Origin of the sequence: Streptomyces sp. NPDC093252, assembly GCF_040683675.1 — a bacterium.
Taxonomy (GTDB): Bacteria; Actinomycetota; Actinomycetes; order Streptomycetales; family Streptomycetaceae; genus Streptomyces.
Map to the genome: position 1 here is coordinate 115,758 of NZ_JBFBEM010000017.1, position 22,603 is coordinate 138,360.

At 69.4% G+C, this 22,603-nt stretch carries 20 protein-coding genes, 1 tRNA gene and 1 pseudogene; 9 read left to right on the top strand and 13 right to left on the bottom strand.

From position 1 onward, the window contains the following. Positions 1-2: 2 nt before the first annotated feature. The 3 genes from eboE (at position 3) to AB0O01_RS31000 (ending at position 3,752) form a co-directional block, all read left to right on the top strand. On the top strand, positions 3-1,172 hold the full coding sequence (gene eboE, locus AB0O01_RS30990; protein ID WP_365318555.1) for a metabolite traffic protein EboE: 1,170 nt from the start codon (positions 3-5) through the stop codon (positions 1,170-1,172). Further along, on the top strand, positions 1,169-2,623 hold the full coding sequence (locus tag AB0O01_RS30995) for a nucleotide pyrophosphatase/phosphodiesterase family protein (protein WP_365318556.1): 1,455 nt from the start codon (positions 1,169-1,171) through the stop codon (positions 2,621-2,623). Before eboE ends, AB0O01_RS30995 begins: the two co-directional genes overlap by 4 nt. An 88-nt stretch (positions 2,624-2,711) precedes the next feature. After that, a complete protein-coding gene (locus AB0O01_RS31000; protein ID WP_365318558.1) occupies positions 2,712-3,752 on the top strand; it encodes a sugar phosphate isomerase/epimerase in 1,041 nt (346 codons plus the stop codon). 82 nt (positions 3,753-3,834) lie between these two features. On the opposite strand, the gene AB0O01_RS31005 is transcribed toward AB0O01_RS31000, so the two are convergent. From AB0O01_RS31005 to AB0O01_RS31025, 5 genes are all read right to left on the bottom strand, one after another. After that, positions 3,835-4,005 carry a hypothetical protein gene (locus tag AB0O01_RS31005; protein WP_365318559.1) on the bottom strand — a complete coding sequence of 57 codons (171 nt, stop codon included), beginning with the start codon at positions 4,003-4,005 and terminating at the stop codon, positions 3,835-3,837. A 113-nt stretch (positions 4,006-4,118) separates the two neighbouring features. Beyond that, positions 4,119-5,504, bottom strand: a complete 1,386-nt coding sequence (locus tag AB0O01_RS31010; RefSeq protein ID WP_365318561.1) for an OFA family MFS transporter — start codon at positions 5,502-5,504, stop codon at positions 4,119-4,121. 132 nt (positions 5,505-5,636) lie between these two features. Continuing rightward, positions 5,637-7,781 carry an acetate--CoA ligase family protein gene (locus AB0O01_RS31015; protein WP_365318681.1) on the bottom strand — a complete coding sequence of 715 codons (2,145 nt, stop codon included), beginning with the start codon at positions 7,779-7,781 and terminating at the stop codon, positions 5,637-5,639. A 4-nt stretch (positions 7,782-7,785) separates the two neighbouring features. Then, the gene (gene frc / locus AB0O01_RS31020; protein ID WP_365318563.1) at positions 7,786-9,018 is read right to left on the bottom strand and encodes a formyl-CoA transferase; all 1,233 of its coding nucleotides are present in this window, start codon (positions 9,016-9,018) and stop codon (positions 7,786-7,788) included. 9 nt (positions 9,019-9,027) lie between these two features. Beyond that, a complete protein-coding gene (locus AB0O01_RS31025; RefSeq protein WP_365318564.1) occupies positions 9,028-10,722 on the bottom strand; it encodes a thiamine pyrophosphate-binding protein in 1,695 nt (564 codons plus the stop codon). A gap of 143 nt (positions 10,723-10,865) precedes the next feature. Between AB0O01_RS31025 and sucC the strand changes: the two genes are divergently transcribed. From sucC to AB0O01_RS31055, 6 genes and pseudogenes are all read left to right on the top strand, one after another. Further along, positions 10,866-11,999: an ADP-forming succinate--CoA ligase subunit beta gene (sucC, locus tag AB0O01_RS31030; protein WP_365318565.1), complete on the top strand. Its 1,134-nt coding sequence runs from the start codon at positions 10,866-10,868 to the stop codon at positions 11,997-11,999. A gap of 10 nt (positions 12,000-12,009) precedes the next feature. Next, positions 12,010-12,888 (top strand): succinate--CoA ligase subunit alpha, encoded by an 879-nt coding sequence (gene sucD, locus AB0O01_RS31035; protein ID WP_365318567.1) that lies wholly within the window; start codon positions 12,010-12,012, stop codon positions 12,886-12,888. Positions 12,889-13,080: 192 nt separating this feature from the next. Further along, complete coding sequence (locus tag AB0O01_RS31040) at positions 13,081-14,634, top strand: aldehyde dehydrogenase family protein (protein WP_365318569.1); 1,554 nt, start codon at positions 13,081-13,083, stop codon at positions 14,632-14,634. Positions 14,635-14,812: 178 nt separating this feature from the next. Continuing rightward, a tRNA-Leu gene (locus AB0O01_RS31045) sits at positions 14,813-14,900 on the top strand. Positions 14,901-15,764: 864 nt separating this feature from the next. Then, positions 15,765-16,028 (top strand): annotated as a pseudogene (locus tag AB0O01_RS31050) (recombinase family protein); the annotation flags it as partial. A gap of 82 nt (positions 16,029-16,110) precedes the next feature. Then, positions 16,111-16,236 (top strand): helix-turn-helix domain-containing protein, encoded by a 126-nt coding sequence (locus tag AB0O01_RS31055; protein ID WP_365318571.1) that lies wholly within the window; start codon positions 16,111-16,113, stop codon positions 16,234-16,236. 21 nt (positions 16,237-16,257) lie between these two features. Here the strand turns inward: AB0O01_RS31055 and AB0O01_RS31060 are convergent, their stop codons facing one another. The 8 genes from AB0O01_RS31060 to AB0O01_RS31095 all read right to left on the bottom strand — a co-directional run bounded on the left by AB0O01_RS31060 (position 16,258) and on the right by AB0O01_RS31095 (position 22,586). Further along, the gene (locus tag AB0O01_RS31060; protein WP_365318573.1) at positions 16,258-16,959 is read right to left on the bottom strand and encodes a hypothetical protein; all 702 of its coding nucleotides are present in this window, start codon (positions 16,957-16,959) and stop codon (positions 16,258-16,260) included. A 180-nt stretch (positions 16,960-17,139) separates the two neighbouring features. After that, complete coding sequence (locus AB0O01_RS31065) at positions 17,140-17,997, bottom strand: aldo/keto reductase (protein WP_365318574.1); 858 nt, start codon at positions 17,995-17,997, stop codon at positions 17,140-17,142. Further along, positions 17,994-19,181 (bottom strand): cupin domain-containing protein, encoded by a 1,188-nt coding sequence (locus tag AB0O01_RS31070; RefSeq protein ID WP_365318576.1) that lies wholly within the window; start codon positions 19,179-19,181, stop codon positions 17,994-17,996. Before AB0O01_RS31070 ends, AB0O01_RS31065 begins: the two co-directional genes overlap by 4 nt. A 14-nt stretch (positions 19,182-19,195) precedes the next feature. Beyond that, positions 19,196-19,333: a hypothetical protein gene (locus AB0O01_RS31075; RefSeq protein ID WP_365318578.1), complete on the bottom strand. Its 138-nt coding sequence runs from the start codon at positions 19,331-19,333 to the stop codon at positions 19,196-19,198. 438 nt (positions 19,334-19,771) lie between these two features. Continuing rightward, positions 19,772-20,605, bottom strand: coding sequence for a helix-turn-helix transcriptional regulator (locus tag AB0O01_RS31080; RefSeq protein ID WP_365318580.1), 834 nt, complete (start codon positions 20,603-20,605; stop codon positions 19,772-19,774). Further along, on the bottom strand, positions 20,602-21,114 hold the full coding sequence (locus AB0O01_RS31085; RefSeq protein ID WP_365318582.1) for a DUF6879 family protein: 513 nt from the start codon (positions 21,112-21,114) through the stop codon (positions 20,602-20,604). The genes AB0O01_RS31080 and AB0O01_RS31085 overlap by 4 nt, the downstream gene beginning before the upstream one ends. Further along, on the bottom strand, positions 21,098-21,307 hold the full coding sequence (locus AB0O01_RS31090) for a hypothetical protein (protein ID WP_365318583.1): 210 nt from the start codon (positions 21,305-21,307) through the stop codon (positions 21,098-21,100). The genes AB0O01_RS31085 and AB0O01_RS31090 overlap by 17 nt, the downstream gene beginning before the upstream one ends. A gap of 349 nt (positions 21,308-21,656) precedes the next feature. Beyond that, positions 21,657-22,586 carry an STM4011 family radical SAM protein gene (locus AB0O01_RS31095; protein WP_365318584.1) on the bottom strand — a complete coding sequence of 310 codons (930 nt, stop codon included), beginning with the start codon at positions 22,584-22,586 and terminating at the stop codon, positions 21,657-21,659. Positions 22,587-22,603 lie beyond the last annotated feature (17 nt).

Consider the following 22,603-nt stretch of genomic DNA (forward strand, 5'->3'; position numbering starts at 1 on the left):
CGATGCGCTTCCGCCACCCCGACGGCTCCACCGTCCACCTCGCCTACTGCACCAATGTGCACCCGGCGGAGACCTTCGACGGAGTCCTCGCCCAGCTCCGCGACCACTGCGAACCCGTCCGCCGCCGCCTCGGCCGCGACCGCCTCGGCATCGGCCTCTGGCTCGCCAAGGACGCCGCCGGCACCCTGGTCTCCGACCCCTCCGCGCTGCGCACCCTGCGCACCGAACTCGACCAGCGCGGCCTGGAGGTCGTCACCCTCAACGGCTTCCCCTACGAGGGCTTCGGCGCCGAACAGGTCAAGTACCGCGTCTACCGGCCCGACTGGGCCGACCCCGAGCGGCTGGAGTACACCACCGCCCTCGCCCGGCTGCTCGCCGGACTCCTCCCCGACGATGTCTCCGAGGGCAGCATCTCCACCCTCCCCCTCGCCTGGCGCACCGCCGCCGATCCCGAGCGCCTCGACACGGCCCGCACCGCCCTGCGCACCCTCGCCGAACGCCTGGACGCCCTGGAAGAACTCACCGGCCGCTCCCTGCGCGTCGGCCTGGAGCCGGAACCCGGCTGTGTCGTCGAGACCACCGCCGACGCCCTCGCCCCGCTCACCGGCATCGGCCATCCCCGCATCGGCGTCTGTGTCGACACCTGTCATCTCGCCACCTCCTTCGAAGATCCGCACACCGCCCTCGACGCCCTCACCGCCCACGGCGTCCCCGTCGTCAAAACCCAGCTCTCGGCCGCCCTGCACGCCGAACAGCCCCACCTCCCCGAGGTCCGCGAGGCCCTCGCCGCCTTCGACGAACCCCGCTTCCTGCACCAGACCCGCACCGCCACCGCCGCCGGCCTGCGCGGCACCGACGACCTCGGCGAGGCCCTGACCGGCGACCACCTCCCCGACGCCGCCCCCTGGCGCTCCCACTTCCATGTCCCCCTGCACGCGGCCCCCGCCGCACCCCTCACCTCCACGCTCCCCGTCCTGCGCACCACCCTGACCCACCTCGTCGGCGGCCCCGTCCCCCTCACCCGCCATCTGGAGGTCGAGACCTACACCTGGCAGGCCCTCCCGCCCGAGCTGCGGCCCCGCGCCCGCAACCAGCTCGCCGACGGCATCGCCGCCGAACTCACCCTCGCCCGCGATCTGCTGACCGACCTCGGACTCAAGGAGCTGCCGTGACCCCGCCTCCGCATCCCCCGGCCGCCTCCGGGGACAGCGGCCCCACCCCCCTCCTGGTCCTCGACGTCGTCGGTCTCACCCCCCGTCTGCTCGACCACATGCCCCACCTCAAGGCCGTCGCAGGGGCCGGCTCCCGCGCCCCGCTCGGCACCGTCCTGCCCGCCGTCACCTGCTCCGTGCAATCCACCTTCCTCACCGGCACCACCCCCTCCGAACACGGTGTCGTCGGCAACGGCTGGTATTTCCGGGACCTCGGCGAGGTCCTGCTGTGGCGCCAGCACAACGCCCTGGTCGGCGGCGACAAGATCTGGGACGCCGCCCGCCGCGCCCACCCCGGCTACACCGTCGCCAACGTCGGCTGGTGGTACGCCATGGGCGCCGACACCGACTACACCATCACCCCCCGTCCCGTGTACTACGCCGACGGCCGCAAGGAACCCGACTGCTACACCCGGCCCCCCGCCCTGCACGACGAACTCACCGCGAAACTCGGCACTTTCCCCCTCTTCCACTACTGGGGCCCCACCGCCGATCTGGTCTCGAGCCAGTGGCTGATCGACGCCACCCGCCATCTCAACCGCACTCGCCACCCCGATCTCACCCTGTGCTACCTCCCGCACCTGGACTACGACCTCCAGCGCTTCGGCCCCGACGACCCCCGCGCCCACCGGGCCGCCGCCGACCTCGACACGGCCCTCGCCCCGCTCCTGGACGACGCCCGCGCCGAGGGCCGTACCGTCGTCGCCCTGTCCGAGTACGGCATCACCCCGGTGAACCGGCCCGTCGACATCAACCGGGCCCTGCGCCGCGCCGGACTCCTCGACGTGCACACCCAGGCCGGCATGGAGTACCTGGACCCGATGGCCTCCCGCGCCTTCGCGGTCGCCGACCACCAGATCGCCCATGTCTATGTCCGCCGCCCCGAGGACCTCGACGCCACCCGCGCCGCCCTCGACGGCCTGCCCGGCATCGAGCAGCTCCTGGACGACGAGGGCAAGAAGGCCCAGGGTCTGGACCATCCGCGCGCAGGGGAACTCGTGGCCGTCGCGGAACCCGACGCCTGGTTCACGTACTACTACTGGCTCGACGACGACCGCGCGCCCGACTTCGCGCAGCTCGTCGAGATCCACCGCAAACCCGGCTACGACCCGGTCGAGCTGTTCATGGATCCCCAGGATCCCTATGTGAAGGTCAAGGCGGCGACCGCGCTGGCCCGCAAGAAGCTCGGCATGCGCTACCGCATGGCGGTCGTGCCTCTGGATCCCTCACCCGTACGAGGCAGCCACGGCCGCCTGCCCTTGAGCGACGACGACGGTCCGCTCATCATCTGCTCCACCCCCCGCGCTGTCGGAGACCGCGTAGCGGCCACCGATGTCAAGTCACTCCTGCTCCATCTCGCCGGCCTCGGCCGGCCCGTCGGACCCGGCGATCCGACGCCATCCCAGCGGTGAGCGCCCGCTGACTGCTCATCAGTAGTTCTCACTGGTCATCAGTGAAGCACTCACCACTGACAACGCCCCGCGATCACAAGGAGTTCCCATGAGCCGCACGTCCCGCACCAGCAAGGCGAACGACCCCGAACTGTCCCACCGCCTCAGCAGAAGAGGCATGCTCGGCGTGGCCGCCGGTGCCTCCGCCGCCGCGCTGGTGGGTGCCGCCGCCCCGGCGCAGGCCGCCGCCGACAGCCGCGGTGGCCGGGGCCGTCCCGTGCTGCCCCCCGGGCGCCTCGGCATCCAGCTCTACAGCCTCCGCGACAAGATCTCCACCCTCGGCTTCGCCCCCGTCTTCGCCGAGCTGGAGCGCTACGGCTACGACGAGATAGAGCTGGCCGGCTACAGCCAGGGCGCGGCCGGCCCGATCACCCTCGCCCAGCTCAAGCGGCTGGCGAAGAGCCACGGCCTCAACCCCATCGGCAGCCACGTCGGCTACTACTCCAGCGACCCCAACGCCTACACCTTCGCGCAGAACCTCACCAAGGTCCTGGACGACGCCCAGGCTCTCGGCCTCAAGCACATCGGCACCGCCTCGGGCCCGTTCCGCTACGGCTCCACCGTCGACGCCTGGAAGCGCGCCGCCGAGGAGTTCAACACCTACGGCGCCGCCGCCCGCAAGCGGGGCATGAAGTTCTACCAGCACAACCACTCCGAGGAGTTCTCCTTCGCCACCGACAACCCCAAGGTCCGGCTCTACGACGTGCTGCTCGCCGAGACCGACCCCGACCTCGTCTACCTGGAGATGGACATCTACTGGGCGTTCGTCGGCCAGCACCGCTTCTCCAAGCGCCCCGACGGCACCCCGGCCCCCTTCGACCCGGTGCGCTACGTCCTCAAGCAGCCCGACCGCTACCCCCTGTTCCACGTCAAGGACGGCGAGTACGACCCGTCGACCGCCTACGGCTACAACATGACCGATGTCGGCGACGGTGACATCGACTACCAGAAGTTCATCTCGGCGGTCACCCGGCTGCGCGGCCAGCGCCAGTACCACCACTGGCAGGCCGAGCACGACAACCCGGGCGACTCCTTCCGCTTCGCCCGCCGCTCCAGCGAGCACCTGCACTCACTGCGCGAGAAGTGCTGACCGCACGGCCCACGCACGGATGAGAAGGCCCTCCCCGGTGACCGGGGAGGGCCTCCTCCGTGGCGCGGCGGGACCCTGCGGCTCAGCCCGCCGACTGCGGCTGCGGTCCGGTCGGCGCGACCCGGCCACCGGTCGCGCCGCGCCCAGGCCCGCGCAGCGGTGGCGCGACGGCCGCGGCGACCATCGCGAGCCACGCCGGGTACACCATGATCGTGCGGGAATGGCCGAGGAGATCGCGGTCGGTCGGTCTCACCGATGTGGTGGAGCCGGCCGCGCGCGTCGGACATTTCGCGGTGGGGGACGGTGTGCGGCGTCGGACGACGACGTGCTCTTCTGTTCTGTGCCGGCTACGGATCTGCCGTCATGTCACGCGGATTCCTCGCCGAGCGGTTGGGGATTGGGGGTGATGCGCTTGTCGTTGTCGCGTCCCGGTGGCTGGAGGAACAGGGCCATGCAGCCGGCGAACAGCGAAATGGAACCGGCCAGGATGAACGCCCCGGAATGCCCCCAGGCGCCGACGACCACGGCGCCCATGCCCGCGCCGAGACCGGAGACCAGCTTGGCGCTGTAGACCATGCCGTAGTTGGACGCGTTGTTGTTCTCACCGAAGTAGTCCGCGGTGAGCGCGGCGAACATCGGGAAGATGGCGCCGCCGCCGAATCCGGAGATCGAGGAGAACACCAGGAACAGCGGCAGGTTCTGGATCTCCGCCGACCAGAGAATGCCGTACTGGGAGAGCCCCAGGATCACACAGACCACCAGCAGGCAGCGCTTGCGGCCGTACAGATCGGAGAGCCAGCCGATGACACCGCGGCCGGTGCCGTTGACGATGGCCTTCAATGACATCGCCGTGGCCACGATGCCGCCCGCGAATCCGGCTTCCTCACCGATGTCCACCTGGAAGGCGATACCGAAGATGTTCACACCGGACGTGCAGGCCAGACAGAACCACATCAGCGCCACCCGGCCGGTCTTCCACGCCTCCTTCGGCGTGTACTGGTGCACCGCCGGGGGATTCATCCGCAGCGAACGCGCCGCGCGCGGATCCTTCGGCGGGTTCAGCGGGTCGATATCGGCGGGCCACCAGTTCTTCGGCGGGTCCCGGAAGAAGAACCCGGCGAACGCCACGATACCGGCCAGGAACACACCCACCGAGACCAGCACCCAGCGGAAGTTGGTGATGTCCATGTAGCCGGTGAAGAGGAACACGAAGGGCACCGAACCATAGGCGAAACCGCCGTTGACGAATCCGGTCTTGCCGCCCTTGCGCTCCGGATACCATTTGCCGACCATATTGACGCAGGTGGCGTACACCATGCCCGCGCCCATACCGCTGAACATGCCGAAGCCGATATAGGCGACGATGACATGCGGCGCGTAGGCCAGCGACACATAACCCGCCAAGGTGCCCGCCGCGCCGAGCATCATTGCCCAGCGGGCCGGCAGTTTGCCGCTCTCCCGCAGCTTTCCGGCGGGGAAGGCCACGGCCGCCTGGAAGAAGATCCAGACGGTCATCATCCAGAAGATGTGCAGACTGTTCCAACTGTGCGCGATGTGCAGCGTGTCCTCCGCCGACGCGAACGCGTACTCGGCGGACGAGATGCCCATCATGCCGATCCACGGCAGGATGACCATCCACTTGCGCTTGCGTCCCATGACGTCGATGTCGGACTCGCCGACGCGGTAGACGCGTCCGTTCTTGTCGGTCACCTCGCGGTACGAGGCCACCTGTGGAACGTCGGTGGTAGTCATGATTCCTTGCACCCCTTGCGTCGAAAGTTCTGGCCAGCGCCCCCTGTCCATGCCTTTCGTGTGCACTCGCGTGCGCGCTCGGGCCCGGGGCCGGCCGGCGGCCACCGCCCGGCCGGCCCCCGCTCCCTCAGCTCATGAACCGCCCCCCAACAGGCCCGCCGCCCGCGCCCAGCGGTACTTGGCGCCCAGCACGGCTACGGGCTGCTCGGTGGTGTACGGATACGCCACGACGCCCCGCTCGAAGAGGTACTGGCACGCCTCCTCGACCTCGACGTCCCCGGCCAGCGAGGCCACCACGGGCTTCGCTATGCCGCGCTCCCGGAACTCGGCCACCACGCGCGCGGTCAACTCCGCGAAGACCATGGGAGGCGTGACGATGGTGTGCCAGTAGCCGAGGACCAGCGCATGGATCCGGGGATCCTCCAGCCCGAGCCGGATCGTCGCCTCGTACGTCGACGGCGGCTCGCCCCCGGTGATGTCCACCGGGTTGCCCGCGGCCCCGAAGGGCGGGATGAAGGCGCGGAACGCGGCGTCCAGGTCGTCCGGTATCTCCATCAGCGACAGACCGTTGTCGGTGACCGCGTCGGAGAGCAGCACCCCGCTGCCGCCCGCCCCGGTGATGATCACGACGTTGTCGCCCCGAGGGGCCGGGAGCACCGGCAACGCGCGCGCGTACTCCAGCATGTCGTTCAGGCCCGGTGCCCGGATGACGCCCGCCTGCCGCAGGATGTCGTCGTACACCGCGTCGTCGCCCGCCAGGGCGCCGGTGTGCGAACCGGCCGCCCTGGCGCCCGCCGCCGTACGGCCCGCCTTGAGGACGACGACCGGCTTCCTGGGCACCGTCTCGCGAGCGGCCCGCACAAAGGCGCGGCCGTCCTTGAGGTCCTCCAGATGCATGGCGATGCACTCGGTGTGCGGGTCCTCGCCGAACCAGGTCAGCAGGTCGTCCTCGTCCAGGTCCGATTTGTTGCCCAGGCCCACGATGGCCGACACGCCGGTCCTGGTGGTGCGGGCGAAGCCCAGGATGGCCATCCCGATGCCGCCCGACTGCGAGGTCAGCGCGACCCCGCCCTTGACGTCGTAGGGCGTGCAGAACGTGGCGCACAGGTCCTGCCAGGTCGAGTAGTAGCCGTAGATGTTCGGGCCCAGGAGCCGGATGCCGTGCCGCTCGGCGATGGCCACGATCTCGTCCTGCAACTCCTGCTCACCGGTCTCGGCGAACCCGGAGGGGATCAGCACCGCGTTGGGGATCCTCTTGCGGCCGACCTCCTCCAGCGCCGCCGCCACGAACTGGGCGGGAATGGCGAACACGGCCACATCCACCTCACCGGGAACGTCCGTGACACTCTTGTACGCCTTGCGGCCGAGGATGTCGTCGGACCTGGGGTTCACCGGGTGGATCTCGCCCGCGAAACCGCCGTCGACCAGGTTGCGCATGACCGAGTTGCCGATCTTGCCCTGCTCGTTCGACGCGCCGATGACCGCCACCGAGGACGGCTGCATCAGGCGCCGCATCGAGGTGAGGATCTCCGCGCGCGTGTACTGCCGCCGCTGCTTGACGGGGGCGTCGGAGAGGATCACCCGGATATCGGCCGCCAGGGCGCCGTCCGGGGTGGCGATCACCGGGTTGAGGTCGACCTCGGCGATCTCCGGGAAGTCCGTCACCAGCTCGGAGACCCGGCGGATCTGCTCGGCGACGGCCCACCGGTCCACGGCCGGCGCGCCGCGCACCCCGTGCAGGATCTCCGCCGCCCGGATCGAGTCCAGCATCGACAGCGCCTCGTCGCCGCTGACCGGCGCCAGCCGGAACGTGATGTCCTTGAGGACCTCCACGAGGACCCCGCCCAGGCCGAACGCCACCACCTTGCCGAACGTCGGGTCGGTGACCGCGCCGACGATCACCTCCTGCCCCTGAGGCAGCAACTCCTGCACCTGCACGCCCTCGATCCGGGCACCGGCGTCGTACGCGCGCGCGTTGTCCACGATCCGGTGGAACGCGGCCCGCACATCGGCCGCGCCCTCCACCCCGACGACGACACCACCGGCATCGGTCTTGTGGAGGATGTCCGGGGACACGATCTTCATCACGACGGGTCCGTCGAACCGCGCCGCGTACGCCACGGCCTCGTCGACGTCCGTCGCCAGTTCCTCGCCCGGTACGGCGATCGCGTAGGCGTCGGCGACGATCTTGCCCTCGGGTGCCGTCAGCGCGGTCCGCCCCTCGGCCCGCACCGCGTCGAGGAGGGTACGCACCCTCAGCACCCGGTCTTCCGCCATCACGTCAGATCACTCCGTTCGACTTGAGCAGGCTCAGTTCCTCGTCACCGAGGCCCAGTTCGCCGACGTAGACCGCCTCGTTGTGCTCGCCCAGCAGCGGGGAGGCGACCACGTCGACGGGGGAGTCGGACAGCTTCAGCGGGCTGCCGACGGTGACGTACTCGCCGCGCTGCGGGTGCGGGACCGTCACGACCATCTCGTTGGTGGCCAGCGAGGCGTCCTCGATGATCTCCCGGGTGGAGAGGATCGGCCCGCACGGGACGTTGTGCGCGTTGAGCTTCTCCAGCACCTCCCACTTGGGCAGCGTCGCGGACCACTCCTCGATGAGCTGGAACATCTTGCCGAGCTTGGGCAGCCGGGCCTCCGGGGTCGCCCACTCGGGGTCCTCGGCCAGCTCGGGACGGCCGATCAGCTCGGTGATGGGCGCCCAGCCGACGGGCTGGACGATCACATACACATAGTCGTTCGGGCCGCCCGGCGCGCACTTCACGGCCCAGCCGGGCTGGCCGCCGCCGGACGCGTTGCCGGAGCGGGGAACCTCGTCGCCGAAGTCCTCGTTGGGATATTCGGCGAGAGGACCATGGGCCAGGCGCTGCTGGTCGCGCAGCTTCACCCGGCAGAGGTTGAGCACCGCGTGCTGCATGGCCACGTTCACCCGCTGCCCGCGCCCGGTGTGCTCCCGCTGGTAGAGCGCCGCGAGGATGCCCGCCACGGCGTGCACACCGGTTCCCGAGTCACCGATCTGGGCCCCCGTCGCCAGCGGCGGCCCGTCCTCGAACCCGGTGGTCGACATCGACCCGCCCATGGCCTGCGCGACGACCTCGTACGCCTTGAAGTTGGTGTACGGGCCCTCGCCGAACCCCTTGATGGAGGCATAGACGATACGGGGATTGATCTCCTGGATGCGGTCCCAGGTGAAGCCCATGCGGTCGACCGCGCCCGGTCCGAAGTTCTCGACCATGACGTCGGAGCGCCGGATCAGCTCGGTGAGGATCTCCTTGCCGCGTTCGGTCTTGGTGTTGAGGGTGATGCTGCGTTTGTTGCTGTTCAGCATCGTGAAGTAGAGCGAGTCCACATCGGGCAGATCACGCAACTGCTTGCGCGTGATGTCACCGGACGGGGCCTCCAGTTTGACCACGTCCGCGCCGAGCCAGGCGAGCAACTGGGTCGCGGAGGGCCCGGACTGGACATGGGTCATGTCCAGGACGCGGATGCCTTCGAGTGCCTTGGCGGTCACCGGATCACCTCACTTGTACATGGTCTGGTTCATGGTTCCGGGGGCGTACGCGTCCGGGTCGACCCAGACGTTGATGAGCGACGGCTTGCCGGACTCGCGGGCGCGGCGCAGCGCCGGGCCGATGTCGGCCGGGTCGCGGACCTCCTCGCCGTACCCGCCGAGCATCTGGGCGAACTTGTCGTAGTGGACGTCGCCGAGGGTGTTGCCGACCCGCTCGCGCTCCTTGCCGTATTTGGCGGCCTGGCCGTAGCGGATCTGGTTCATGGAGGAGTTGTTGCCGACGATCCCGACGAAGGGGAGGTTGTAGCGGACCAGGGTCTCGAAGTCCCAGCCGGTCAGGGAGAAGGCGCCGTCGCCGAAGAGCGCGACGACCTCCTTGTCGGGCCGGGCCTGCTTGGCCGCGAGGACGAACGGGACCCCGACGCCGAGGGTGCCGAGCGGCCCGGGGTCCATCCAGTGCCCCGGGGACTTCGGCTGGACGACCTGGCCGGAGAAGGTGACGATGTCGCCGCCGTCGCCGATGTAGATGGAGTCCTCGGTGAGGAAGTCGTTGATCTCGCTGACCAGCCGGTAGGGGTGGATGGGCGAGGCGTCCGACCTGAGGCTGGGCAGCCGCTTCTCCAGGGCGGTCTGCTCGGCGGCGCGCAGCTCGTCCAGCCACTCCTTGCGCTGGGAGGCACCGCCGTTGAGCCGCCCGGTGGCGGCCTCGGCGACGGACTTCAGCACCAGTCCGGCGTCACCGACGATGCCGAGGTCGATGTCGCGGTTCTTGCCGACGGTGCGGTAGTCCAGGTCGATCTGGACGACGGTGGCGTCGGCGGAGAGCCGCTTGCCGTAGCCCATCCGGAAGTCGAAGGGGGTGCCGACGATCACGATGACATCGGCGTGGGAGAAGGCGTAGCGGCGGGAGAGCTGGAAGTGGTGCGGGTCGCCCGGCGGCAGGGTGCCGCGGCCGGCGCCGTTCATGTAGGCGGGGATGTTCAGGCTCCGGACCAGTTCGATGGCGGCCTCGGTGCCGCGGGTGGTCCAGACCTGGCTGCCGAGCAGGATGGCCGGCTTCTCGGCGTGCGCCAGCAGGTCGGCGAGCCTCTCGATGGCCTCGGGGTCACCGGCCGAGCGGGTCGAGGCCCGGTAGGCGCCGGCCTGCGGTACGCGCGCTTTCTCGACCGGGACCTTGGCGTCGAGGACATCGCGCGGGATCTCCAGGAAGGAGGGTCCGGGGGCGCCGTGGAAGCACTCCCGAAACGCCATCGACACCATGTCCGCCGCGCGGGCCGTGTCCGGCACGGTCGCCGCGAACTTGGTGATCGGGTTCATCATGTCGACATGCGGGAGGTCCTGGAGGGACCCCATCTTGTGCTGGGTGAGCGCCCCCTGGCCGCCGATGAGCAGCATGGGTGACTCGGCGCGGAAGGCGTTGGCGACCCCGGTGACGGCGTCGGTGGTGCCGGGCCCCGCGGTGACCACGGCACAGCCGGGCTTGCCGGTGATCCGGGCGTAGCCGTCGGCGGCATGGGCGGCGACCTGCTCGTGGCGGACGTCGACGACCTCGATGCCTTCGTCGACGCAGCCGTCGTAGATGTCGATGATGTGGCCGCCGCACAGGGTGTAGATGACCTCCACACCTTCCGCCTTGAGGGCCTTGGCGACGAGGTGCCCACCCGAGATGAGCTGCTCGTTCCGGTCGCGGCTGTCGTCAGGCATGGCGAAGTCCTGTCCCTTCGTAGGGGGTTGGAACGGTCTCGCGGTACATTGCATACAGTCGACGAATACTGTATGAAGCTTGTTATCCCGCATCCGGTGGGTGGTGTCCAGGGGGCGTGCGACACTTTCAGTCAGGAGCCGAGATGGACCTGTACGAACACCAGGCAAGGGAACTCTTCGAAGAGCACGGCATCGTGGTGCCGCGGGCCGAGGTCACCGACTCGGCCAAGGAGGCCCGCGAGATCGCCCGCCGACTGGGCGGCAGGGTCGTGGTGAAGGCCCAGGTCAAGACGGGCGGGCGGGGCAAGGCGGGCGGTGTCAAGCTCGCCGCCGACCCGGCCGCCGCCGAACTGACAGCCCGTCAGATCCTCGGGATGGACATCAAGGGCCACACGGTCCGCACGGTGATGCTGGCCCAGCCCGTGGACATCGCGAGCGAGTACTACGTCTCCTACGTCCTTGATCGCGCCGCAGGTCAGTTCCTGGCCATCGCCTCGGCCGAGGGCGGTATGGACATCGAGGAGGTCGCCGCAACTCGGCCGGAAGCGGTGGCCCGCATTCCGATCGACCCGGCGACCGGCGTCACCTCCGCCAAGGCGGGCGAGATCGCCCTGGCCGCCAAACTCCCCCCGCAGACCGTGGACGTCCTGGTCCGCCTCTGGGACGTACTGATCCGCGAGGACGCCCTCCTCGTCGAGGTCAACCCCCTGGTCCGCACCGCCCAGGGCAGGATCCTCGCCCTCGACGGCAAGGTCACCCTCGACGACAACGCGAGCTTCCGTCAGGCCCGCTGGGGCGCCGAGGCCACCGAGCACGACGACCCGCTGGAGGCCGTCGCCGCCGAACGGGGCCTCAACTACGTCAAGCTCGACGGCGAGGTCGGCATCATCGGCAACGGCGCCGGACTCGTCATGTCCACCCTCGACGTGGTCGCCGGCTGCGGCGCCCGCCCCGCCAACTTCCTGGACATCGGCGGCGGCGCCTCCGCGCAGATCATGGCCGACGGACTCTCCGTCATCCTCTCCGACCCCGATGTGAAGTCCGTCTTCGTCAATGTCTTCGGCGGCATCACCGCCTGCGACGCCGTCGCCGACGGCATCGTCCAGGCCCTGGACACCGTCACCCTCACCAAACCCCTCGTCGTCCGGCTCGACGGCAACAACGCCGTCCGGGGCCGCACCATCCTCGACGCGCACGCGCACCCCTTGCTCCGCCAGTCGTCCACCATGGACGACGCCGCCCGCACCGCCGCCGAACTCGCCCACGCCGCATCCTGAGGAGCCGGACATGGCCATCTACCTGACCAAGGAGAGCAAGGTCCTCGTCCAGGGCATGACCGGCGGCGAGGGCATGAAGCACACCCGGCGGATGCTCGCCGCCGGCACCCAGGTGGTCGGCGGCGTCAACCCCCGCAAGGCCGGCCGCAGCATCGACTTCGACGACCGCGCGGTCCCGGTCTTCGGCACCGTCCACGAGGGCATGGAGGCCACCGGCGCCGATGCCACCGTCGTCTTCGTGCCGCCCGCCTTCGCCAGGGCCGCCGTCACCGAGGCCGCCGACGCCGGGATCGCCCTCGCCGTCGTCATCACCGAGGGCATCCCCGTCCACGACTCCGTCGCCTTCACCGCCTACGCCCGCCGGCGCGGCACCCGCATCATCGGCCCCAACTGCCCCGGCCTGATCACCCCCGGCCAGTCCAACGCCGGCATCATCCCCGCCGACATCACCAAGCCCGGCCGCATCGGCCTGGTCTCCAAATCCGGCACCCTCACCTACCAGTTGATGTACGAACTGCGCGACATCGGCTTCTCCACCTGTGTCGGCATCGGCGGCGACCCCGTCGTCGGCACCACCCACATCGACTGCCTCGCCGCCTTCCAGGACGACCCCGACACCGAACTGATCGTCCTCATCGGCGAGATCGGCGGCGACGCCGAGGAGCGGGCCGCCGCCCACATCCGCGAGCATGTCACCAAGCCGGTCGTCGGCTACATCGCCGGATTCACCGCTCCCGAGGGCAAGACCATGGGCCACGCCGGAGCCATCGTCTCCGGCTCCTCCGGCACCGCCCAGGCCAAGAAGGAGGCCCTCGAAGCGGTCGGCGTCCGGGTGGGCGGCACCCCGACGGAGACGGCCCGCCTGGTGATCGCCGCGCTGGACCGGTAGGGGCCGCGCCCCGCTCCCGTGCACGGCGGTGCGCGCGCCGTGCACGGGAGCCCCCGTACGTCCCCTTCCGCAGAGCCCGGCGTCGGCGACCCCCTCACCCTCAGTCCCCGGCGCCGCGACCTGCTGCCGACCCCTCCCGCACGACCCTCGCACCCTCCCGCCCCGACTGTGCACCGAGAGCGGAGTCCACCGATGGCACCCACCCCTACCCTCACCCTGAAATCCGGTACCTCCTGGGCCGACGCCTGGCAGCGGTGTCTGGCCGTGGCCCCCGAGTCCTTCCGGGACGACCGCGTCCTCAACCTTTGGAACGCCGTCTGGCAGCCCGACGGCCGCACCCTGCCCGCCACCAGCCCCGTCGACGGCAGCCCCATCGCCGGCCCGCCCCGCCTCGACCGCGCCACCGCCCGGAACGCCGTACGCGCCTCCCTCGACCAGCACCGCGCCTGGCGCCACCTCCCGCTCGCCGAGCGCCGCGCCCGGGTCGCAGCCACCCTGGACGCCCTCACCGAGCACCGCGAACTGCTCGCCCTGCTCCTGGTCTGGGAGATCGGCAAGCCCTGGCGGCTGGCCACCGCCGACGTCGACCGGGCCATCGACGGCGTGCGCTGGTACGTCGACGGCATCGAACCCATGCTGGCGGACCGGGCCCCGCTGGACGGACCGGTCTCCAACATCGCGAGCTGGAACTATCCGATGAGCGTGCTCGTTCACGCCATGCTGGTCCAATCACTGGCAGGCAATGCGGTCATCGCCAAGACCCCGACCGACGGCGGTGTCGCCTGTCTCACCCTGGCCGCCGCGCTCGCCGCCCGCGAGGGCATCCCCGTCACCCTCGTCAGTGGCAGCGGAGGCGAGCTGTCGGAGGCGCTGGTGCGGGCGCCCGAGATCGGCTGTGTCTCCTTCGTCGGCGGCCGGGACACCGGCGCCGCCGTCGCCACCGCGGTCGCCGACCTGGGCAAACGCCACATCCTCGAACAGGAGGGACTCAACACCTGGGGCATCTGGAACCACTCGGACTGGGACGCCCTCACCGCGGTCGTCCCCAAGCTCTTCGACTACGGCAAACAGCGCTGCACCGCGTACCCGCGCTTCGTGGTCCAGCGGACCCTCTTCGACGACTTCCTCGCGGCCTACCTCCCGGCGGTCCGCACCCTCAGAGTCGGACACCCCCTCGCCGTGACCCACCCCGACGACCCCTACCCCGACCTGGACTTCGGGCCGGTGATCAACGCGGCCAAGGCCAAGGAACTCACCGACCAGGTCGCCGAGGCCGTCGACCGCGGCGCCGTCCCCCTGCACCGGGGGCGCCTCTCCGACGCCCGCTTCCTCCCCGGCCAGGACACCTCCGCCTACGTCCAGCCGGTCACCCTCCTCGGCCCCCCGCCCTCCTCCCCCCTCCACCACGCCGAACCCTTCGGCCCGGTCGACACCATCGTCCTGGTCGACACCGAGGCCGAACTGCTGGCCGCCATGAACGCCTCCAACGGCGCCCTGGTCGCCACCCTCTCCACCGACGACCCCGCGACCTACGACCGGCTCGCCCCGCAGATCCGCGCGTTCAAGGTGGGCCACGGCAGGCCCCGCTCCCGGGGTGACCGCGACGAGCTGTTCGGCGGCTTCGGCGCGTCCTGGCGCGGCGCCTTCGTCGGCGGCGACCTGCTGGTCCGCGCGGTGACCCGGGGACCTGCGGGGGAGCGGCTGCCGGGGAACTTCCGGGAGTACCACCTGATGCCTCCCACGTGACCCTGGTCACCCGAGGTGCCTCATTGGTCGCGGCGAGTGACGCCTCCCGACCCCGGCGCACCCCTGCCCCGCGGGGGTGTCCGGGCGACGGAAAACGCAGGTGAGAGGCGCTCCGAAACCTTGGTATGGTTGTCCACGTCGCTGCGGGGAAACCCCCGCGCCAAGCGGCGGACACCTTGTCCGGGTGGCGGAATGGCAGACGCGCTAGCTTGAGGTGCTAGTGCCCTTTATCGGGCGTGGGGGTTCAAGTCCCCCCTCGGACACCAGATAGGACCCCTGTTCATCAGGGGTTCTTTGGTTTTCCGGGCTGTGGTGTGACCAACCACGTGACCAACAGCCGAGCGAACTTCCTGGGCAGACCAGGGATGACAGGCCGAGACGGCTGGCGTTCGAAGCCGCCAGCTTCTTCGCTCCCTCAGCGCGACGCCTGCCGTACCGCGCCATGGTGTAGCCCGGCGAGTGGTGCCGGGCGTTGGCCGAGACCTCTACCGGGTTCTCGTGGTTGTCGAGATCGTTCGTGATCTTCGATGCCCGCCAGTCGTGCAGCCGGAAGTTCTCCGGCAGGTGCAGGCGGTTGCGTGCCGTGCGCCACCGAACCGACACCTTCTCGGGGTCCTGTGGTCCGCCTGCCTCGCCCCGGTTCAGCTTGAAGCCGTCACGGGCGAACACAAGGTCATGGTCCACCCAGAGATCCCCGAGCCGTTCCCGCTCCGCGTCCTGGCGTTCCTTCTGCCACTTGAGGACGTTCATCAGGGCTTGGCCTACGTAGATGATCGCGTTGTCGTCTCCGTCCTTGGTGAGCTTGCGCAGCCGGTAGGTGCTGCCTTCCTCCACCACGACCCAGGCCAGTTCGATGGCACACTCATCCCAGTGGATGAGCGACCACTTCCACCCCGGCACTTCGCTGCGGCGGCACGAGGTGGCCGCGTATGAGGTCCACAGCGGGGCGTCACGAAGGCAGTGGTGGGTCAGTCCGCCGTCGCACGCCCGGTTGCCGCACGGCTTCCATATCTCCCGGAGGAAGTGCGCGGTCTCGTGATCGTTGAGCGTAGGGAGTCCGGCGTAGCGGCCTTGATCTGCCGCTCGGTGCCGACTGCACGCGGGTGTTCTCGAAGAAGATCAGCACCCGTGTGAAGGAGCGGCCGGAACTGGAGAAGGCGCTGGCCCTGGCCCGGGAGTTCAAGGCAGCCGCCCCGAACCAGCCCGTCATCCTCACCGTGGTGGAGATGAAGCGCCTTGCCCGTAACGTGGCGGAACTCATCCCCCTCTCGTCCACGCTCCAGAAGGACGGCATCCAACTGGAACTCCTCTCCGGTCCCTTGCAGGGGGTGTACGACCCGAACGGGGCGGGAGCCATCGTGTTCGCCGTCCTGGCCGTGGCCGCAGAGGTGGAGCGGGAAGGCATCCGGGAGAAGACATTGGAGGGACTGGACACAGCGGCCCGCAAGGGCAACCACGGTGGGCGCCCCCTCCGTCGTGGACGACGACAAGCTGGCCGTAGCCCGTGCCCGGCACGCCAGGGGAGAGAGCGTCACCGCCATCGCCAAGGCTCTGGGGATCTCCCGGGCCACCTTGTACCGGCACATCGGTGAGAGCGCCTGAGACAGGCGCACGGGGGCGCAGTCAGACGCTCACCTCCGAGTGCACAGGGACGGGCGGGCGAACTCCAGTGAGCGTCTCCGCGCGGGCGACAAGGCGGGGCGCAAGGTCGGGATACCAGCCACGGGCGACGGCTTGCAGCATCTCGGCCAGGGCCGCGAGTTCCCCGATTCGGCCGGCGGGGGTGTCGAGGATCGGCGCGAACTCCTTGCGAATGCGGGCGGCCACGTCGGGAACAAGCAGGCTGTTGGCGTGGAGGAGTCCCGTGTCATAGCCGAAGGGCACCCGTCCCCACCGCTCCCAGTCCAGCAGGCACAGGGGCGCAGCGGTGAGATTGCCCCAGTGAAGGTCACCGTGACCGGTCACCCGCTCCACCTTGGCGGGGGCAGGGATGCCGAGGAACTGGGGGAAGGCTCGTTCGATCCACCCGTCCCGCACGGTTGCCTTCACTCCCTCCGCTTCAGCGAGGAGGGCAAGGGCTTGGCGAAGGTCCGCCCACCACACGTCAGGCAACCCCGGGTCGTGGTCGATGTCGGCCCGGTCCGGGGACACGATGGGTTGCGTGAGGTAGTCCAGGACCTCCGACTCGAAGGCCCACTCGCCGTCAGTCCAGTCATGCACCGCGTACAGGTGGGGCCGGGGCACACCGTCAGGCACCAGCCCCGAGGCGCCGACGATGCCTTCCCCCGCCTTCCTGCCCGCGTTCCTCTTCGCCGTCCGGCTCACCCGTAGCCACCGGTCCCCCGCTCGGCGCCCGAGGGTGACACCGAGGAAGCCCTACGCCAGCGGCCCCGTGCAGGTCAGGCCCAGTCCCTTGGCCGCCCGGTCGTGGGCGGCCTCCATCAGGGCCTGCACGTCCTCATTCACCGGCGAGTTCATCCGTCACCCTCCTGAGTTCCTGGGCCGTCAGCGGCGCAGCCAGTGCCTGGCCGCATCGTCCCAGTGCTCGCGGGTGCTCGCGGAGGTGAGGACGACATCGAGGCCAGGGCAGGAGCCAGCGGCCAGTAGGGCAGCGGCTGCGGCCGACAGGCCGGGGCGGATGCGGTTCACCAGTTCGGGCGTCATGGCGTCGAGGAGTTCGCCCCCGTGCAGAGGAGCGGAGCCGAAGGTGATCAGCCCCGCGTCCTTCGCCTGCACCAGTGGTCCGCTGCCATTCAGGGCCTGTGTGATCGGGGCATCCATGATCAGGCTGACGGGCATCTGCAAGGCCGTGAAGTGGTGCTCGGCGGAACCGGCCGCCTGCCGGGCGAGCGTGAGCAACTCGGGCACGCTGAGCGCCCCGGAGGCCAGGCCCGACCAGGTGGCAACGCCGTACCCGCCGATCCTGCCCGCGTGGGCGAACTCTTCCAGCGCCGTGAAGGCTTGCCGCACCCGCCCGTGCAGAGCGGCACGGTCAAGGCCGTGCCCGTGGTGCTCCGGGTTGTGCGCGAACACCAGGTCCACGCGCCCGAGCGCGGCCAACGACCGCTCCGTCTGCCAGCGGACGAAGCCCCGCTCAAGGCTGTGCCTACCGGCCGCCTCTTCCCGGGCGAGCACGCCCTCAGCCAGGGCGGCACGGCCCTGCTCCTCGGTGAAGAATCCCGTCTTCGTGGCTACCCGCACGGTCGGGTGCTCCCCGAGAACCGGGCGCAGTTCCTCATGCGCCCGACCACGGGCGTAGTGGGGTGCCGTGTCCACCCAGGGACTACCGGCCGCCAGGGCGGTGCGTGCCGCCCGACTGACGGCACGCACGCGGTATGTCCCCAGGCAGAGCGTGGCGGTCACAGCGCCGTCCCCACGACTGCGACGGCGTGGCCGTCGATGAGGACGGAGACCAGTTCGGCCACCTCCTTGACCCCAAGCCCAGCGGAGTCGGCGAGTTCGCCGAGCGTGGTCGGCTGGTTGGTCAGCAGCGTGCCCAGCGCGGGCGCGATGGACTCGGCGAAGTCCCAAGCCGTACCGGCCGCAGAGAAGGTGACCGTGCCCTGTTCGCGGTTCGCCGTCAGGCGGCCCCTCGGAGTGGTGAGCTTGACCGCGATCTCCCCCCGTGCGGGGAGTTCGCCCACGTAGGGCAGGGACGGAATCGTGTGGCCCAGGTCCGTCGTGTCGATCGACTCCGCCCACCGCTCCACGAGGCGGGGGTCCGCCATCATGTCGGCCACCTCACGGCGCACGGCGTCGATGAAGTCCGACTGTTCCGCCAGCGAGCCGAAGCGCGGGATGTCCCTGCGCAGCGCGAGGGACGCCCGGAGCTGATCGACGACCCACAGCATCAGGTCAGCCCCCGTGTGCGGGACCATGCCGAACGTCAGGTGAAGGGATTCCGTCCCCTGGTCAGCGGTGACCGCGTGCCACCAGCCGCGCGGCAGGTAGAGCACGTCGCCCGGGGACAGAACCAGGTCCGCCATCGGGTCGCCCTCCGGCTCCTCCGGCGACTCCACGTCCCGGAAGGTGGGCGCCTCACGGGTCATCCCCCACAGGCGCCACCGCTTCGAGCCGTGCAGTTGGACCACCACCACATCGTGGTCGTCCCAGTGTCGGCCGAAGCCCTCCCGCTCGGTCCACGAGGCGTACACGTTGGCCTGCACGGAAGTTCCGAGGAAGCGTTCCAGTGCCTCAGCAGCCGCCCCCACGGCGGAGTGGATCTTCTCCACCGCATCGAGCACCAGCGACGCCCCGTCTCTGAGCTGGGTGTGGAAGTCGGACGGCTGGATGCGGGACCAGGTGACCGCTCGGCGGTTCGTGGTGGGCATCGCGTAGCGGTGGAGCGGGACCATCTCGCCGTCGACCGACAGGCGCAGCCGGGGCGGCTCCAGCCGCTGCGTGGCGATGATCCGATTCAGGTCGTCCCAGGAGAACAAGCCCGCCGTGTCGGCGACCCCGGGGAAGTGCGCGTATGAGCGGTGGTACGTCTGGGCGAGGAACCTGTCCCCGCCCAGACGCCCCGCCCACGAGGCTGCATCAAGCAACGTGGGCGCTCCCGTCAGTCGTTGCCGTCGGAACGGCCACTGCTGACGTCAGACTCCTGCTCGGCACGGGTGCGCGCGGCCACGATCTTCCGCTTCGCGACGAGCAGGCCACCCCCCTCGGGGGCCACCGGACCGGTGTTCTCTTCCACCATCGGACTACCTCTCTTCTCGGGAACTCCCGCCGGGAATCCGGCGGGAAGCATCAAGGACAGCGGCCAATGCGGTTACCAAAGAGCCACGGCGAGAACCAGGCCACAGCCGCCGAGGATCGCGGCCAGGTAGAGCGGCCCCGAGTACCGGCCCAAGTGGCGCAGCACCCAGTGGCCCAAGCCACGCATCACGTCGCCTTCTGCTCCACCGTCACGGGGCGGAGAGCACTGGCAGGCAACGAACTGCCGCCCGTGCACCGAGGGCACCCGCGCCCTGTCACGAGCACACACCACCATCAGGGCCGAACGTCCACCGGTACTCCAGCCCCCGACCTACGCCGTAACGCACCCGCTCTTCGTTTCGCTCGGTCGCTGTCATGGGGGAAATCATTGGCCTAGAAAGCGGCGGCTGTGTAGTTCTTTCCCGTCATGGACTAAAGATCATGAACGGCCGGCGGCGGCCCACTCCGTCAACAAGGCTCGCGCTTCGGCCCCGAACAGCGCGTACCCCTCCAGTGCCGAGAACATTTCCACATGCATTTCGATGTCGCGTGGATCTCTAAGGATCACGACACCAGTGGTGTTCTCCACAGTGGCCAGGGTGTTGTCGTAGACAGTGAAGGTGTCCATCGGAGCCATGGGCTTATATCCCGCGATTGGGATGACACCGAGCTTCACATTCGGTAGGTGGGTCAGTGAGGACAGCCGGTCAATCTGCATCGCCATCGCGGCCGGGGGCAGGAGTGGCCACCTCACGGCCTGTTCGGTGAGGATGAAGGTGAACCGCTTCTTCATGTCGTAAAGAACCTCCTGCCGCTCCAGCTTCCTCGCGATCGTCTTAGTGACATCAGCCGGTGAATGGGCAAGGCTGGCCCGGATGTACTCAGGGGTGGACAGTAGTCCCGTAATCATCGAGAGCAGGAAGAAACGGAACTCGGTAGAGGAGGATTCGAGCGCGGCAAGTTCGGTCTGCTTCTTCTCCAGCCCCCGTCGCCGTAGCGAGCGCAGGTCTTGCCACTCGGTATTGGCCAGCCTCGCGAGGGCAATGACCTCCTCGATGACCTCAGGCGGAGCAACGACAGCCCGGAGGATTCTTTCCAGGTCGAGGAGGCTCGGTTGCGCTTTCCCGTTCTCGATCCGACTGATCTTCGATTGGGACATGTTGCAACGCCGAGCGAGCCGGTCCCCAGTGAGGCCGGCTCGCATACGTAGTTCTTTCAGCAGGGCGGCCAATTCTTGCTTCGGCTGCCCCAACTGTTCAGGGTCGAACGTCACCCGCTCACGTACTCCAGGAATGGAACCGACTCGGCAACGGCAATCCGCTTCCACTGCCGATACGGCTCAGGGTCATCCTCGTGCAGTTCACGGTTTATCTGCGTCCCGTCTTCCCGGTAGTTCATCAGGACCACCTTGGACTCATCGAACATCCAGAAGTCCTGATCCGGAAGCCCCGGGTTCTCTCGGTCGGTGAGGTCGAGAATGCGGATATCCTCGCCCGCCTTCACGTGGTGCCGGTAGTAGTACTCGAACTCAAACCGGAGGTAGTCCGAGAGCGGGCGAGTCACGACGTGCACCCTGCCGACGCTCTTCCCTTCCGAGGTCCATTGCCGAACCTCGTCCATCCAGGCCGACGTGTAATCGTCCGAGGATTTCTCCCCGGCGAGGAAGCGCTTCAGCTTCTCCGCTTCCTGGGGCATGGTGTAGACGGGCAGCGTTTCCAGCCGCCACGCCTCACGCTCCATGGAATCGAAGCAGCCATTCCACGCGTCACCATCCAAGTGCACGGAATGCCTCCCTGAGAACCGCCTCCGGGATTTCCACGAGCCCTTCCCCGGAGGACGGGGTGAAGGCGTTGGACACGTCGCCCTGCACGACGAACGATCCCGTGGCCGTGCGGTACACGTTCGGGCAGTCCTTCTCTCCGCACTCGCCGTTGCCGTTGCCCGTGAGCCGGGTGAGTGCCGAACGTTCGGACATGCCAAACCCCCATGCTCAGGCCCCGTTTGGGCCGCCTTCCCACCGACAGTAGAGGGGGTGGCGCTACGCGTCCATGCGCGAACGCGACTATGCATGTCCTTGCATAAACAGGTCCCGACCGCCCCAGCCATCCCCGGTACGTGGTCACGTACGCGCCCATGCAGACGGGTCGTAGCCCCGTGGCGCGGTCCGGGAAGCCTGACCAGGGACGGACGCCCCGGAGGAGGGTTGGTCACGTGACCAACGCATGACCAACAGGGGCCCGAGAGGGCCTGAAACAGCAGGAAAGAACAGGAGGAACGCCCGCCGAAATCAAGCCTGTCGACTGGCGTTTTCCCAGGTCGGCTAACTATCGGACTGGTGCCCGAGTGGAGAGGTCAAGTCCCCCCTCGGACACATCAAGCTGGAACCCCCGAGAAGTCGGGGGTTCTTCGCGTTTCCGGTGTGGTATTCGCTCCAGTACTCCCCCCGCGAACACGTCGTACAGCGGCAGGCTCTCCAGGTGGACGTAGCCGATGTGGCAGTCGCAGGTGGTGAGGGGGCAGGGGCGGGGGCCGAGGGACGGGCGGTAGGAGTCGTCGTACAGGTTGCCCAGGGGGGCGGGGACGAAGTGGCAGCGGCGGACCGTGCCCTCGCCGTCGACCGAGATCACCGACTCACCGGTGCGGCAGGGCAGGCCCGCGCTGGGGTGGGGGTGGCGGCTGTAGGGGAAGAGGGGGTCCAGGGCGGTCCAGTCGGCCGCCTCGGGGTCGGTGTAGGTGTGACCCTCGGCCGCGTTGATCCAGAGGTAGACATGGGCGGGGAGGTCGGTACGTAGTCGGCGGGCCTGGGCGAGGTGCTCGGGGAGGCCGACGACGCCGACGCTGTGGCGGACGCCCAGGCGGGCCAGTTCGTGGCACTTGGCGAGGAAACGGTCGTACGGGGTCTGGCCGGGGTGGAAGGTGCACCACAGGGCGAGGGTGTCCAGGTCGGCTTCGGCGAGCCAGTCGGTGCGGTAGCTGAGGTTGGTCTGGATCGCCACTCGGGCGATGTGCGGGAGGTGGCTCAGCTCCGTGAGGGTGCGGCGGTACCAGGAGCGGACCAGGCCCTCGCCCCAGGGGGTGAAGAGGAGCGAGAGGCGGTCCTCGCGCTGGGCGGTCGCCCAGTCGGCGAATCGCGCCAGCGCGGCGCGGTCCGCGGTGAGCTGGGCACGGCTGTCGCGGCGCTTGGCGAAGGGGCAGTACGGGCAGTCGTAGTCGCAGGAGGCCAGAGGGCCGCGGTAGAGGATCGTCAGGTCCATCGGGGGCATCGTCGCCG